The following is a 13,472-nucleotide window of genomic DNA, read 5'->3' on the forward strand; positions in this document are numbered from 1 at the left end:
ACACATGAAATTGTCGAACGAACAGCAGGATGTCTTGCAGCTGTTGGCCTGGTTGCATCTGCAATGCGCTCGGCCCGAACGGGCGCGGGTATTGCTGGAGGTGCTGTTGCGCGCCGTTCCCCAGCATCGCGTCGGGTGCCGGGCCGCAGTGGTGGCAGCGCTGGAATTGGGCGATTGGGCGAGCGCCGAACGGCAGTGCCTGGCGCTGCGCGAAGCAGGCGAGCTGCGGCCGTCCTTGTGGCTATGCCTGAGCCAGGCGCAGCAAATGGCCGGCCGACTGGAGCAGGCCCAGGCCACCTATGCCGAGTACCTGCGTCGTGAGGCGCGCCGATGAATCAGCTGACCCGGATACTCGGCCGGATCGGCAAGCGCAAGGACCTGATGCTGGCCGTGATGTTGCTGGCGGTAGTGTTCATGATGATCCTGCCACTGCCGCCCCTGCTGCTGGACCTGCTGATCGCGCTGAACATCACCATCGCCGTGGTGCTGCTGATGATGTCGGTGTATGTGGTCTCGCCATTGCATTTCTCGGTGTTCCCCTCGGTGCTGCTGGTCACCACGCTGTTTCGCCTGGCGCTGTCGATCAGTACCACGCGGATGATCCTGCTGGAAGCCGATGCCGGGCAGATCGTGCAGACTTTCGGCGACTTTGTGGTGGGTGGCAACCTGGTGGTGGGCTGCATCCTGTTCCTGATCATCACCATCGTGCAGTTCCTGGTCATCACCAAGGGCGCCGAGCGGGTAGCGGAAGTCAGCGCGCGGTTTTCCCTCGACGCCATGCCGGGCAAGCAGATGAGCATCGACGGCGACTTGCGCGCCGGGGTCATCGACGTCAACGAGGCCCGTGAGCGCCGTGGCGAGGTGGAGAAGGCCAGCCAGATGTTCGGTGCCATGGATGGCGCGATGAAGTTCGTCAAGGGTGATGCTATCGCCGGGCTGGTGATCATTATCGTCAACCTGCTGGCTGGCCTGGCCATCGGCGTGATGCAGAAGGGCATGGGCGCGGCTGATGCGCTGCAGGTCTACGCGGTGCTCACCGTCGGCGACGGCATGGTCAGCCAGGTGCCGGCGTTGTTGATCGCCATCACCGCGGGAATCATCGTCACCCGCGACGGTCAAGGTGCCCATGACCTGGGGGCGAACATCGGCAGCCAGGTCATGGCGCAGCCCAAGGCGCTGCTGATCGGTGGCGCCTTGCTGGGGTTGTTCGCACTCATCCCGGGCTTCCCGACAGTAACGTTCTTCATGCTCGCGTTGATGGTCGGCGGCGGAGGCTGGTGGGCGATTCGCCAGCGGCGGGTCGAAGAGGCAGGCCAACAGCACGGCGGCGGTCTGCCGGCGTTGCTGGCCAATGGTGCCGGCGCTCCCGCGCTGAAACCCGCTGGCAAGACGAAGGCGGGCGGCGATCCGCAGGCCTTTGCCCTGACGGTGCCCTTGCTCATCGATGTGGACAGCGAGTTGCAAGCCGCCCTGGAAGCCGCTTCGTTGAACGATGAACTGGCACGGGTCCGCCAGGCGCTCTATCTGGACCATGGCGTGCCGTTCCCTGGTATCCGCCTGCGGTTCAATAGCGCGCTCGGCCCTGGGGAGTACCGCATCCTGTTGCAGGAAGTGCCGGTGGCGCGAGGCAGGCTGAAGCCTGGGTGTCTTCTGGTTCAGGAGAAGCTCAGCCAGTTGGAGCTTGTCGGCGTGCCCTACGTGGAAGGCGAAGCGCTCTTGCCTGGACGTGCGAGCCTTTGGGTGGAGCAGAGCGAGCGTGATCGCCTGGCGCGTGCCGGCTGTGCCTTCCTGGCGGTCGACCAGGTGCTCGCCTGGCACCTGTCCCATGTGCTGTGCGAATACGCTGGGGATTTCATCGGCATCCAGGAAACCCGCTACCTGCTGGAGCAGATGGAGCAGGGCTATGGTGAGCTGGTCAAGGAGGTTCAGCGGATCCTGCCATTGCAGCGAATCACCGAGGTCTTTCAGCGGCTGGTGAGCGAGGGCATCTCGATCCGCAACATGCGTTCGATCCTCGAGGCCATGGTGGAGTGGGGGCAGAAGGAAAAGGACGTGGTGCAGCTGGCCGAATATGTGCGCAGCAGCCTCAAACGCTACATCTGCTACAAGTATGCCAGTGGCCACAACCTGCTGCCGGCCTACCTGCTCGATCCGTCGGCCGAAGAGATGATCCGCAACGGCATCCGGCAGACCAGCGCCGGCAGCTACCTGGCCTTGGAACCTGCGCAGAGCGATGCCTTTCTCGCCCAGCTAAAGGCAGCGCTGGGCAACCTGCATGAAGCCCAGGCAAAGCCCGTGCTGGTGGTGTCCATGGACATCCGACGCTATGTGCGCAAGTTGGTCGAAGGCGTTTGTTCAGACCTGCCTGTGCTGTCCTTTCAGGAGCTCACGACGCAGATCAACATCCAGCCACTAGGGCGCATTGGTTGACGCCATTCTGGCGTCAGAAACCATACCCCTGAACTACAAAATCGCGACCGGGCCTGACGGAATGGTCGCCACCACCTCAATAGACTTCATCTGTCGGTACCTCAGCCTGGTCATGGCCAGCCTTACCTTGAGACGGGGTACCCAGCCAACCGGAAACAGATGATGAACAGCTCTATCGACGCATTCAACCGCCTAGCCCCCTTGCCGCCTGTCGATCGCGTGGCACCCCCGCAGATCTGGGTCGATATCCAGAGGGTGGAGTGCTTTCTCGACCAGAAAGCGATCACGGCTGCGGATGATCATGGCCTGCCATTGAGCCGCGAGCAGCGGCGGCAGGTCATCGAGACCTTGCTGGGCCCCGAAGGGCAGGCGCGATTGGCGCAAAGCCGGTCCTACTTCGACAGCCTGCTGCCCGATCCTCTGCCCGACGAGCCAGCCGATGCCCTGATTCAGTTGCTGCAAGCCTATGCGGCGTGGTTGCCGGGCGCTCCCCTGCAGTTGGTGAACCTGGGCGAACGGCTAAGCATGGACGAGCTGGTGATGGCGGCGATGGGTTTACGCATGCGCAAGCAGAAAACCGAGCGTACAGAGCTGAGTGGGCAGCTGAAAAGCCTCACCGCAGAGCTGAAGATCTTCAGCGTGATCCAGTCCAAGGTCAACGTGGTCATGGCAGACAAGGGCACCTTCGATCTTCAGGACCCGGGCTTCAACCTCTTCGACCCGAAGTTGTACGACCTGGATGCGGCTGCCTGGGAAACCAGCCCTGAACATCGATTACTTGCTTCGTACGGCACTGCCGCGGTGACGGTACAGCAGTTCCTGGCAGCCAAGCCCACCGGCCTGTCGCCCGATAGCAGTGTTCATCGGCGACACAGGGTCAGCGGACCGATGGATGACCTGAAAGCGGAATACACCTGGCACAAGGACAACAACCCGCTTGCCAACTTCTCCCAGGCCTTGAGCGATCGCACGCGTATCGTCAATGACAGGGTGACCGAGAAGACCACCCTGCTCAATGACGCGGGGTCGCGCTACACCACCTCTACCGAGGTGATGATGAAGTTCGTCGAGACGTGGTTCTCGATGCTGTCGAAGATTATGCAGAACTGAGGTGATTGATGAGTGCAGCTCAACCGACAGGCGCCGATGCCAGCGAGACCGAGGCGATTGAAAGCTTCTTCGCCGAGGGCGGCACGTTCGCCATGTTACGCGGGATTGGCGCGGCACAGCTTGAAACGCTCTATGCCCAGGCATTCGGCTTCTACCAGGCGGGGCGGTTGGAGGATGCCTTGACGATGTTCAAAGGGCTGGCGGCGCTCGACCACTACGACGCCCGGGCATTTCTCGGGGTGGCAGCCAGTTACCAGGGGTTGCAGCGTTATCAGGAGGCACTGCCGGCCTACGCCTACGGCGCAATGCTCGCGCCGCAGGACCCGCGCTTTTGCTTGCATGCCGCTGAATGCCAACAGCATCTGGGTGATCTGGTTTCGGCGCGCAGCGGCTACGAACATGCCCAGGCCTTGGCCGAGAGCGTTGAACATGGCGGCTTGGCGAGCAGGGCGCAGGCGCTGCTCGAGGCATTGCGACAGAAGGAGGCTACACGCCGTGCGAATTGAACATTTTGGCGCTGAACCACGGGAGATCGCGGCTGCAAGCGAGATTGAAGCGCCCGTGACTGGCACTGCCGTCCGCTTGCCAGGCGATACCGGCAGGGTCCCGGTGGACATGCCAGCGCAGCCTGATCGTAGTATCAGGCTGGACCCTCCGTTGATTGAGGAATCCTTGGCGACAGCACGACACCTTCATGGCCTGCTCGATAAAAGTGTCGACCCTGGCCACCTCATGCAGCCGGCATTGGCCACGGTACCCGATGTCGGGGCATTGATCCTCGGGCAGCTTGCCGGAGAGATCTCCGATGCCGAGCTGGATATCCGCCTCACTGAATTGCTGAGCCGGTTGGGCGCCCGCCAGACCGAACTCAATTTGCAGCAGGTTCGGCAGATGACCGAGCAGAACCGCCAGCAGATGGCGCTCAACGCGCAGAAATTGGCAGAGGTGAACCAGCGTCACCAGGACGCCGGCACGGCGAGCGTATTCGAGAAGGTCTTCGGCTGGGCGGCGGCCATCGTGTCCATCGTGGTCGGCACGGTGCTGGTTGCGACCGGGCTGGGCGCCGTGGCGGGCGCCCTGATGATCGCCGGTGGCGTCATGGGGATAGTGTCCATGTCGTTGAAACAGGCGGCCGAGGACGGGCATATCTCAAAAGAAGTGATGAAATACCTCGGGCCTGTGCTGATGGCTGTGGAAGTCGCGCTGGCGCTTGCCTCGGTGGTGCTGACCGTTGGCGGTAGCCTTGCGGTGGTTGCGGCCAAACTGGCCGGCAAGGTGAGTGGCAAGGCTGCACAGGTTGCCCTCTCGGTGGGCCAGAAAATCCAGAGTGTGGCCTCCAGCGGGAGCGCCTCGGTTGCCAGCGCAGGTTCCCAAGCCAAGCTGCAGATGACCTTGACCGGTGCCAGCATGGCGACCGCCACGCTGTCGAGCGCGAGTGAGGCGGCCAGTTCGTTCATGCAAGGACTGGCGCTGCGCAGCGAGGCGCAACTGGCCGAAACACGCCTGGTGCTCGAGCAGGGCCACGCTTATCTCGAGCAGTTGGCCAAGGAACTTGACCAACTACTCGCAAAGAAGCAGCAACGCTTCGAGCAACTGCTGGAAATGCTGAGCGCACGCCACAACGCCTGCGCGGATATCGCCTGTCTAAACGTCATCGCCTGATCAAGGAGCAATCATGAGTCTGTCTATTACCAACATCGATCAATCGCCCGCCGTGGAAGCTCCGTCATCGCTCATCAAGGGGCACAATGCCCCGAAGCCCTTGTGGGCGATGCTGGCCATGCCCAACCCGGCAGCGCAAGAGAAGACCGGCGAGCGGCCAGGGCAAATCGGCCTGGATGCGCCACAGACGATGCCCTGCAGGCAGGATGTGCATTGCCTGCTGGCCATTCTCAGCGCTGCCATGCAGGTGCGCGACGGTAACGCCCAAGGGCGCAGAACACAGGCCGAGGTCAGCGTGCAGGCCGGCAAGGAGCAGATCGGCTGGATGAGAAACGCCAGCAACGCGCTGTTCGCTTCGGCGGCCGTCAGTGGCGCATTGGGCATGTTCACCCTGACCAGCGGCACTACCGGCATGGCCAGAAACCTGAGGGATGCAAGCGCGATCAAGGGGCTGGAACAAGCCAGTCATGCGGCCAGATACGCTCAGCCTGGCGAGGTGGCAGTGGCTTCGAAGCAGCAGATCGGCGCGAACCGGATTGAGGTCAAGCATCTGCAGAACGGCATCGATACCCGTAACACTGGCCTGCACACACTCAATGGCGTGGCGCAAAGCGGGGCTGCGTTCGGCACCGGCATCGCCCATGCCATGAAGTCGCTGCAGGATGCGAGGGCCAAGGAACAGGAGCTTGAAGCAGCGGTTGCTGGCAACCAGAAGGAGCTGTTCCAGCGCAACACCGATGACCTGGCGAAAGTGATCGACCAGGTGCGTCAGCTCATTCAGGAGATCCTGCGTAACGACAGCCAAGGATTCAGGGCTGCAGGGGTCATGGCTTGAGCTCGCCGGGAAGCATGCAGGCGCGCGTGAGTCAGGGCGTAGTTTTTTTTCAACAATTTGATAGAGGTTTGTAAAGTGCCAGACGCGATTTCCATGGGTGGGGTACATCAGCTTTACTCCAGCCCAGTCAATGAGCGCAGTGACTGCGCACAGGTCAGAACCTCCGAGTCCGCTCAGCGGCTGGCTCACCAAGAAGCGCCGTTAGCACACGGCATCCTGATGCGTCTATTCATTGCCGTTGCTGAATTTCTTGGCTTTCGCACCGGTGTGGCGAAGGATGCCAACCAGGCTACGACGTCGACGCCGGATATGATGGGTTCGTTGAACGAGGGTATGGCCAATGGGCTGCCTGAGGTGACGAGGTCGCAAGCCAGAGGCATAACGGCCAAGCTGGAGGAGGTCTCGCTGGAACAGTTCATGGCCAATTACGGCCAACAGCTGGAGGGCAGCAATATCATGCGCAGCACCTGTTGCCTGTTCTCGAATATCACCTCGCTTGGGAACCTCGTCCCTGAGTTGCAGGTAGATACATGCATCAACAAGCTCAAGTTCGCCCAGGAATTTTCGTTCATCGAATCGAATACCCAGGACAATAAAGATCTGATGCAGAGTAATCGACAGGCCGCGGGCAAGGTACTCGAAGCGGTCGGATTCCTCGCCGCGCGATTCGCCGAGTTCCCTGATCCTGATCAGGTTGGGGCCGCCGCAGTGGTCGCGTTCGTCAAGGATGTCGAAACACAGTTCATCGAGCGGTTTGCGCAACAGCCTACGCTGCCAGCGGCAAGCAACAACGAAGAGGCGAACGGGGCGGCGCGGGTTACGGAGCCGGCACTGGCCGCCAGTGGCCTGGACGATGCATTCCAGGCGCAGGCCATCGAGCGGGTTGCGCCAACCGAGATACCGACCGATGGCGCAATTGATGCTGCCAAGGTTTTGAAGGAGGTGACGTTCGGTTTAGGCGCTGACGGCAAGCTACCGAAGCTCGATGACTTCCACGCGGTGATGAGGTCACTGCAGGATCCTGTGGGCCCGCTGTCACGACTGTTCGGGCATTTCGAGTCGCTGGTAGGGCAGGGCAGTGCGTCCGAGCAGAAGATCGCCGCGATGGTGCTGGAGCACACGGCGCTGGGGCAGACTCATACCTTCGGCGAGCTTTTCGGGCATCTGAAGCAGGAGCCCGTGCCGCTTGCAGGTTTCCGGGCGATGGCGATGACGGATACGCTGGAGAGAAGGTGTACCTCCGCCGTTCGCCAACTCGAGGCGCTGCCCGTGGCTCGCGGGGCCTAGTAGGGTGTTTCACAACTAACTGGTGGTATTTGCAAAACACCACATTAGCGGCACCACTGGCTTGGGGCTTCAGCGCCCCAGCCAGTCGATCAGCGCCTTGTGGAACCGCTCGGGTTGCTCGATCTGCGGGGCATGTCCGAGCCCTTCGAAGGTCACCAGGTCCCCCTTCGGAATCAACCCGGCCACCTGCGGTCCCAGGGTCTTGTACCTGCCCAGCATGGCCTTCACCTCGGGGGTGGCGATATCGCTACCGATGGCCGTGGTGTCCTGGTCACCGATCAGCAACAGCGTCGGCATCTTCAGGTCCTTGAACTCGTGCACCACCGGCTGGGTGAAGATCATGTCGTAGATCAACGCCGAATTCCATGCCACCGCCTCGTGCCCCGGGCCCTTGTTCAGCCCCACCAGCATCTGCACCCAGCGTTCGTACTCGGGCTTCCAGCGCCCGGCATAGTAGGTAGCGCGCTCATAGTTGCGCACGCCCTCGGCGTCGAGCTTCAGCTCCCGGGCATACCATTGATCCACGGTGCGATAGGGCACCCCCAGGGCTTTCCAGTCCTCCAGGCCGATGGGATTGACCATGGCCAGGCGTTCCACCTGCTGCGGGTACATCAGGGCGTAGCGAGTGGCGAGCATGCCGCCGGTGGAGTGGCCGAGTACGATGGCTTTGTTCACCCCCAGGCTGGCCAGCAACGCATGGGTGTTGTCGGCCAGTTGCTGGAAGCTGTATTGGTAATGTGCGGGTTTGCTCGAGGTGCAAAAGCCGATCTGGTCCACGGCGATGACCCGATAGCCGGCCTGGCTCAGCGCATCGAGGGTGGTTTGCCAGGTGGCGGCGCAGAAGTTCTTGCCGTGCATCAGCACCACGTTGTGGCCGTTGGCCGTGCCCTTGGCGGGCACGTCCATGTAGCCCATCTGCAAGGCCTGGCCCTGGGACTGGAAGTCGAAGTGCTGCAACGGATACGGGTAGGCGAAGCCTTCGAGTTGCTTGCCGTAGGTTGGCGGTTCGGCGGCGATGGCCGCGCCGGTAATCAGACAGGCCAGGGCCAGGGCAGTTGCGCGCAGCATGACAGCACTCCGTCCAGTTGGGGAAAGAGCGACTGTAGCAGCCGCTGGCGGTTACCCGCCGTGAAAGGTGTTACCCAGTATGAAACCAGCCCAGGGTGACCATCGCCACCACGATGTAGCGCCCACCCTTGGCGAGGGTGACCAGCAGCACGAAGCGCCAGAAGGGTTCGCGCATGATCCCGGCGATCAGGGTGAGCGGGTCGCCGATCACCGGCATCCAGCTCAGCAGCAACGACCATTGCCCCCAGCGCTGGTAGCGCTGCTGGGCGTGCTCCAGCTGGCGGGCGCTGAACGGGAACCAGCGCTTGTCGCGCAGGTGCTCGATGGCCCGGCCCAGCAGCCAGTTGACGATGGAGCCCAGCACATTGCCGAGCGTGGCGACCAGCAGCAGGGTGGCCCAGGCTTGCGGGTCGCGAAGCAGCAGCCCGACCAGCACCGCCTCCGATTGCAGTGGCAGCAGGGTCGCGGCGCCGAAGGCGCTGAGGAACAGCGCCCAAAGGCCGAGCATCAGTAGATGGCGACCACGGTGTCGCGGTCGTCCTGGGTCACGCCGATGACCTGGTAGGCGTCCTTGTGGTCACCCATCTCCATGCCCGGCGAGCCCATGGGCATGCCGGGCACGGCCAGGCCCTTGAGGTCGGCGCGGTTGGCCAGCAGGCGTACCTGCTCGGCCGGCACATGGCCTTCGACGAACTTGCCGTTGATTACCCCGGTGTGGCACGAGGCCAGGCGTGGCGCCACGCCCAGGCGCTGCTTGACCGCGCTCATGTCCGGCTCGACATGGTCGTTGACGGTGAAGCCATTGTCGCTCAGGTGCTTGATCCATTCCTTGCAGCATCCGCAGTTGGGGTCGCGGTAGACGTCGATGGTCTCGGCGGCCTGGGCCAGGCCGGTGATGGCCAGCAGGCCGAGGGTGAGCAGGTGTTTGCGCAGCATGGTGAAGCTCCTGTGAAACTAGACATATCTGGTTGATCAGCGCCGACTCTGTAGGAGCGGCTCATAAAGGACCGGCGTCAAACCTTAGAAACGCAGGCGGACCCCGGCCACCCACCGGGTCTGGCCGCTGTCCTCGTCATTCGCTCGGGCCTGCTCGGCGCGGTTGCCGTGCAGGCGGTTGAAGCTGACCCCGACATAGGGCGCGAACGCCCGGGTGATCTCGTAGCGCAGGCGCAGGCCCACCTCGCTTTCTGCAAGCCCCGCGCCTTGCTCGCGCCCGGCGTCGTTGCGCCCGAAGAAGTTGGCTTCGACGGTCGGCTCGAGGACCCAGCGATTGCTCAGCAGCATAGCGTAAGCGACCTCCAGGCGCAGCGCGGTCTGCTGCCGCTCGCCGGCGTAGGCGGTGGCTTCCAGCTCCAGGCCGTAGAGCGGCGTGCCCTGGATGCCGAAGGCGGCCCAGGCCTGGCCGCTGGCGGGCTTGAAGTCCTGGCGTACACCGCCGACCAGCTCCCACCAGGGGCTGATGGCATGGCCCCAGAGTGCCTGCAGCTCGGCCTTGTGGGTCTTGCCCTGTTCACGTTCACCCTCGCTGCGCAGCCACAGGCGGTCGATATCGCCGCCGACCCAGGCGGTGGCGTTCCAGTTCAGGGCGCCACTGTTTTCGAAGTTCTGGTACTCCAGCTGGTCGACGATCACTGCCCAGTTGGTTGCCCGGTCGTGCACCTGATGCCCCGGCAGCGGCGGGAAGGCGGCGCGGCGGTCGGCGTCGGTGACTACCGGCAAGGGTGTGCGTGGTTGGTCGGGGGGCGTCGCCGCGTGGTTCATCAGGCTGTGGTCCATGGGCATGCTGCCATGGTTCACCTGGCCGTGATCCATTGGCATGGTGCCATGGTTCATGTGGTCCATACCCGTGGCCAGTGCCCGTTCACTGACCAGCAAGGCCAGCAGCGCGACACCGGTGGCGAAGCTGCGGTTGCGGTTCTCATTCATCGACCCGTACCTCGCGGAACATGCCGGTCTCCATGTGGTAGAGCAGGTGGCAGTGGTAGGCCCAGCGGCCCAGGGCGTCGGCGGTCACACGGTAGCTGCGCCGGCTGCCGGGAGGGATGTCGAGGGTGTGCTTGCGTACCAGGAAGCGCCCTTGTTCATCTTCCAGGTCGCTCCACATGCCATGCAGGTGGATGGGGTGGGTCATCATGGTGTCGTTGACCAGGGTGATGCGCACCCGCTCGCCATACTTCAGACGCAGCGGCTCGGCATCGCTGAACTTGATGCCGTCAAACGACCAGGCGAAGCGTTCCATGTGCCCGGTCAGGTGCAGTTCGATGTCCCGCGATGGCTCGCGTCCGTCCGGATCGGGGTAGGGGCTGCGCAGGTCGGCGTAGGTCAGCACTCGGCGGCCGTTGTCGCGCAGGCCGATGCCTGGGTCGGCCAGGTTGGCGCGGGGCGCCATGGTTTGCATGTCCACCAGCGGGTTGTCGGTTTCGCTGGCTGGATGGCTTTGCATCATGGCCATGGCCGAGTGGTCCATGCCCGCCATGCTGCCGTGGTCCATCCCCGGCATGTTCGCATGGTCCATCTGGCCCATGCCGCCATGCCCCATGTCGTCCATGCTCAGCACCGGGCGTGGATCCGGCTCGGGCACTTGAGCTTGCAATCCGGCGGCGCGGGCCAGGGTGCCACGGGCGAAGCCGGTGCGGTCCATGCTCTGGGCGAACAAGGTATAGGCGGGCAGGTCGCCCACGGTGACCAGCACATCGTAGGTCTCGGCCACGGCGATGCGCAGCTCATCCACGGTCACCGGGGTCACCGGCAGGCCATCGGCGGCGATCACTGTGAGTGTCAGGCCGGGAATGCGGAAGTCGAAATAGGTCATCGCCGAGGCGTTGATCAGGCGCAGGCGCACGGTCTCGCCGGGCTGGAACAGGCAGGTGAAGTTGCCGTCCGGTGGCTGGCCATTGAGCAGGTAGGTGTAGCCGGCGGCGCTGATGTCGGCGAGGTCGGTGGGGCTCATGCGCATCTTCGCCCAGGCCCAGCGGTTGTCGAGGGTGTTGCGCCAGCCGCTTTCGGCGACATCGTTTATGAAGTCACCCACCGTGCGCTTGTGGTAGTTGAAGGCGTCGGACTGTTTCTTCAGCGTGGCCATCAGCGCTTCCGGCGCCTGGTCCGACCAGTCGCTGAACAGCAGCACATGATCGCGCTGGTAGCTGTGCTGCTCAGGTTCGCGGGGATCGATGACGATGGCGCCGTACACGCCGGCCTGCTCCTGCAAGCCGGAGTGGCTGTGGTACCAGTAGGTGCCGCTCTGGCGCAGGGTGAACTGGTAGAGGTAGTCGCCACCAGGTTCGATGCCGGCGAAGCTAAGGCCCGGCACGCCGTCCATGTTGGCTGGCAGGATGATGCCGTGCCAGTGGATCGAGGTGGCCTGGTCCAGGCGGTTGCGCACGCGCAGGGTGACGGTGTCGCCCTCGCGCCAGCGCAGCTGCGGGCCGGGCAGGCTGGCGTTGATGGTCTGCGCGGTGCGCGGGCGGCCGGTGATGTTGACCGGGGTCTGGCCGATGAACAGCTCGAACTGCTGTCCACTCAGGTCGTGCAGCGGCAAGCGCCCCTCTGCTGCCTGGGCCAGCGGGCGCCACAGGCCAAGGCCGGCCAGGGCGGTGGCGGCGCCCAGGCCCTTGACGAAGGTGCGGCGGGTTGGAGTCGGTGGCATGGCGTGCTCTCGCTACGAAATTGCCACCATCCTTGCCGCCAGCGCCTGTCAGCCACCTGAGGCGTGGATTACAGATTTGTCAGGCAGCGGCCTCGGCGCCTTCCAGGTCGCGCATCAGCAAGCCGAATTCCAGGGACACCTGCTCGGGGATCGGCAGGTAGACCACATGGCCATCGCCCGGCGCCACCTCGATGGCCTGCTGCTGACGGTCGCACAGGCGGTGCAGGTCGAAGTGGTAGTTGCCGCGCGGAGTCATCAGTTCCAGATGGTCGCCCACGGCGAAACGGTTCTTCACCTTCACTTCGGCCAGGCCGTCCACGCGCACCCCGGTCAGCTCGCCGACGAACTGCTGGCGCTCGGACAGCGAATTGCCGCGCTGGTAGTTCTGGTACTCGTCGTGCACGTGGCGGCGCAGAAAGCCTTCGGTGTAGCCGCGCTGGGCGAGGGATTCGAGGTTGACCATCAAACCGCGGTCGAATGGCCGCCCGGCCACTGCGTCGTCGATGGCCTGGCGGTAGGACTGCACGGCGCGGGCGCAGTAGAAGTGCGATTTGGTACGACCTTCGATCTTCAGCGAATGCACGCCCATATGTGCCAGGCGCTCGACGTGCTGGATGGCGCGCAGGTCCTTGGCGTTCATGATGTAGGTGCCGTGTTCGTCCTCGAATGCCGGCATCTCTTCGCCCGGACGGTTGGACTCCTGCAACAGGAATACCTGGTCAGTGGGGGCGCCGATGCCCAGCGTGGGTTCGAATTCGCGGACGATGTCGCCGGTGGCGTTCTCGGTGGCCGGGGTCGCCTCATATTTCCAGCGGCAGGCATTGGTGCAGGTGCCCTGGTTGGCATCGCGCTTGTTCAGGTAGCCCGACAGCAGGCAGCGTCCGGAGTAAGCCATGCACAGCGCGCCATGCACGAACACCTCCAGTTCCATTTCTGGTACTTGCTGGCGGATCTCCTCGATCTCTTCCAGCGACAGCTCCCGCGACAGGATCACCCGGGTCAGCCCCATGCCCTGCCAGAACTTCACGCTGGCCCAGTTCACCGTGTTGGCCTGCACCGAGAGGTGGATGGGCATCTGCGGGAAGTGCTGGCGAACCAGCATGATCAGCCCAGGATCGGACATGATCAGCGCGTCCGGACCCATCTCGATCACCGGCGCCAGGTCCTTGAGGAAGGTCTTGAGCTTGGCGTTGTGCGGGGCGATGTTGACCACTACGTAGAAGCGCTTGCCCTGGGCCTGGGCCTCCTGGATGCCGAGGGACAGGTTGGCGTGATCGAACTCGTTGTTGCGTACCCGCAGGCTGTAGCGCGGCTGGCCAGCGTAGACCGCGTCGGCGCCATAGGCGAAAGCATAGCGCATGGTCTTGAGGGTGCCGGCGGGGGCTAGCAGTTCGGGCTTGGCGGAAGAGGTCATGTGCGCACCGGGGGCAAAAG

Annotated in this window: 13 protein-coding genes; 7 read left to right on the forward strand and 6 right to left on the reverse strand. The window is 63.6% G+C overall.

Annotated elements, in window-relative coordinates:
• Nucleotides 1-4 precede the first annotated feature (4 nt).
• From sctY to BMY03_RS13385, 7 genes are all read left to right on the forward strand, one after another.
• Nucleotides 5-334, forward strand: coding sequence for a type III secretion apparatus assembly chaperone SctY (gene sctY, locus BMY03_RS13355; RefSeq protein ID WP_023629638.1), 330 nt, complete (start codon nt 5-7; stop codon nt 332-334).
• Nucleotides 331-2,430 carry a type III secretion system export apparatus subunit SctV gene (sctV, locus tag BMY03_RS13360; protein ID WP_094011327.1) on the forward strand — a complete coding sequence of 700 codons (2,100 nt, stop codon included), beginning with the start codon at nt 331-333 and terminating at the stop codon, nt 2,428-2,430. Before sctY ends, sctV begins: the two co-directional genes overlap by 4 nt.
• A 162-nt stretch (nt 2,431-2,592) precedes the next feature.
• Nucleotides 2,593-3,540 carry a virulence-associated V antigen gene (locus BMY03_RS13365; RefSeq protein WP_177182909.1) on the forward strand — a complete coding sequence of 316 codons (948 nt, stop codon included), beginning with the start codon at nt 2,593-2,595 and terminating at the stop codon, nt 3,538-3,540.
• Nucleotides 3,541-3,548: 8 nt separating this feature from the next.
• Entirely contained in the window at nt 3,549-4,046 is a 498-nt protein-coding gene (locus BMY03_RS13370) for a SycD/LcrH family type III secretion system chaperone (protein WP_094011329.1), read from the forward strand.
• Nucleotides 4,036-5,202 (forward strand): type III secretion system translocon subunit SseC family protein, encoded by a 1,167-nt coding sequence (gene sctE, locus BMY03_RS13375; protein ID WP_177182910.1) that lies wholly within the window; start codon nt 4,036-4,038, stop codon nt 5,200-5,202. The genes BMY03_RS13370 and sctE overlap by 11 nt, the downstream gene beginning before the upstream one ends.
• Nucleotides 5,203-5,215: 13 nt before the next feature.
• Entirely contained in the window at nt 5,216-6,037 is an 822-nt protein-coding gene (locus tag BMY03_RS13380) for a hypothetical protein (protein WP_023629644.1), read from the forward strand.
• 219 nt (nt 6,038-6,256) lie between these two features.
• The gene (locus BMY03_RS13385; RefSeq protein ID WP_143067546.1) at nt 6,257-7,324 is read left to right on the forward strand and encodes a hypothetical protein; all 1,068 of its coding nucleotides are present in this window, start codon (nt 6,257-6,259) and stop codon (nt 7,322-7,324) included.
• Nucleotides 7,325-7,393: 69 nt separating this feature from the next.
• Here the strand turns inward: BMY03_RS13385 and BMY03_RS13390 are convergent, their stop codons facing one another.
• The 6 genes from BMY03_RS13390 to trhP form a co-directional block, all read right to left on the reverse strand.
• On the reverse strand, nt 7,394-8,392 hold the full coding sequence (locus BMY03_RS13390; RefSeq protein ID WP_094011332.1) for an alpha/beta fold hydrolase: 999 nt from the start codon (nt 8,390-8,392) through the stop codon (nt 7,394-7,396).
• Between the two features lie 70 nt (nt 8,393-8,462).
• Nucleotides 8,463-8,900 (reverse strand): YqaA family protein, encoded by a 438-nt coding sequence (locus tag BMY03_RS13395; protein ID WP_023629647.1) that lies wholly within the window; start codon nt 8,898-8,900, stop codon nt 8,463-8,465.
• Complete coding sequence (locus BMY03_RS13400; protein ID WP_094011333.1) at nt 8,900-9,328, reverse strand: DUF411 domain-containing protein; 429 nt, start codon at nt 9,326-9,328, stop codon at nt 8,900-8,902. The genes BMY03_RS13395 and BMY03_RS13400 overlap by 1 nt, the downstream gene beginning before the upstream one ends.
• Nucleotides 9,329-9,412: 84 nt before the next feature.
• A complete protein-coding gene (locus BMY03_RS13405; protein ID WP_038706428.1) occupies nt 9,413-10,318 on the reverse strand; it encodes a copper resistance protein B in 906 nt (301 codons plus the stop codon).
• Nucleotides 10,311-12,038 (reverse strand): copper resistance system multicopper oxidase, encoded by a 1,728-nt coding sequence (locus tag BMY03_RS13410; protein ID WP_094011334.1) that lies wholly within the window; start codon nt 12,036-12,038, stop codon nt 10,311-10,313. The genes BMY03_RS13405 and BMY03_RS13410 overlap by 8 nt, the downstream gene beginning before the upstream one ends.
• A 79-nt stretch (nt 12,039-12,117) precedes the next feature.
• A complete protein-coding gene (trhP, locus tag BMY03_RS13415; protein ID WP_094011335.1) occupies nt 12,118-13,452 on the reverse strand; it encodes a prephenate-dependent tRNA uridine(34) hydroxylase TrhP in 1,335 nt (444 codons plus the stop codon).
• Nucleotides 13,453-13,472 lie beyond the last annotated feature (20 nt).

This window comes from Pseudomonas soli (genome assembly GCF_900110655.1).
Classification (GTDB): domain Bacteria; phylum Pseudomonadota; class Gammaproteobacteria; order Pseudomonadales; family Pseudomonadaceae; genus Aquipseudomonas; species Aquipseudomonas soli.

Bases quoted from the DNA above. Each gene is read 5' to 3' on its own strand.
- sctY (WP_023629638.1), top strand. From the start codon at position 5: ATGAAATTGTCGAACGAACAGCAGGATGTCTTGCAGCTGTTGGCCTGG.
- sctV (WP_094011327.1), top strand. From the start codon at position 331: ATGAATCAGCTGACCCGGATACTCGGCCGGATCGGCAAGCGCAAGGAC.
- BMY03_RS13365 (WP_177182909.1), top strand. From the start codon at position 2,593: ATGAACAGCTCTATCGACGCATTCAACCGCCTAGCCCCCTTGCCGCCT.
- BMY03_RS13370 (WP_094011329.1), top strand. From the start codon at position 3,549: ATGAGTGCAGCTCAACCGACAGGCGCCGATGCCAGCGAGACCGAGGCG.
- BMY03_RS13380 (WP_023629644.1), top strand. From the start codon at position 5,216: ATGAGTCTGTCTATTACCAACATCGATCAATCGCCCGCCGTGGAAGCT.
- BMY03_RS13385 (WP_143067546.1), top strand. From the start codon at position 6,257: ATGCGTCTATTCATTGCCGTTGCTGAATTTCTTGGCTTTCGCACCGGT.
- BMY03_RS13390 (WP_094011332.1), bottom strand. From the start codon at position 8,392: ATGCTGCGCGCAACTGCCCTGGCCCTGGCCTGTCTGATTACCGGCGCG.
- BMY03_RS13395 (WP_023629647.1), bottom strand. From the start codon at position 8,900: ATGCTCGGCCTTTGGGCGCTGTTCCTCAGCGCCTTCGGCGCCGCGACC.
- BMY03_RS13400 (WP_094011333.1), bottom strand. From the start codon at position 9,328: ATGCTGCGCAAACACCTGCTCACCCTCGGCCTGCTGGCCATCACCGGC.
- BMY03_RS13405 (WP_038706428.1), bottom strand. From the start codon at position 10,318: ATGAATGAGAACCGCAACCGCAGCTTCGCCACCGGTGTCGCGCTGCTG.
- BMY03_RS13410 (WP_094011334.1), bottom strand. From the start codon at position 12,038: ATGCCACCGACTCCAACCCGCCGCACCTTCGTCAAGGGCCTGGGCGCC.
- trhP (WP_094011335.1), bottom strand. From the start codon at position 13,452: ATGACCTCTTCCGCCAAGCCCGAACTGCTAGCCCCCGCCGGCACCCTC.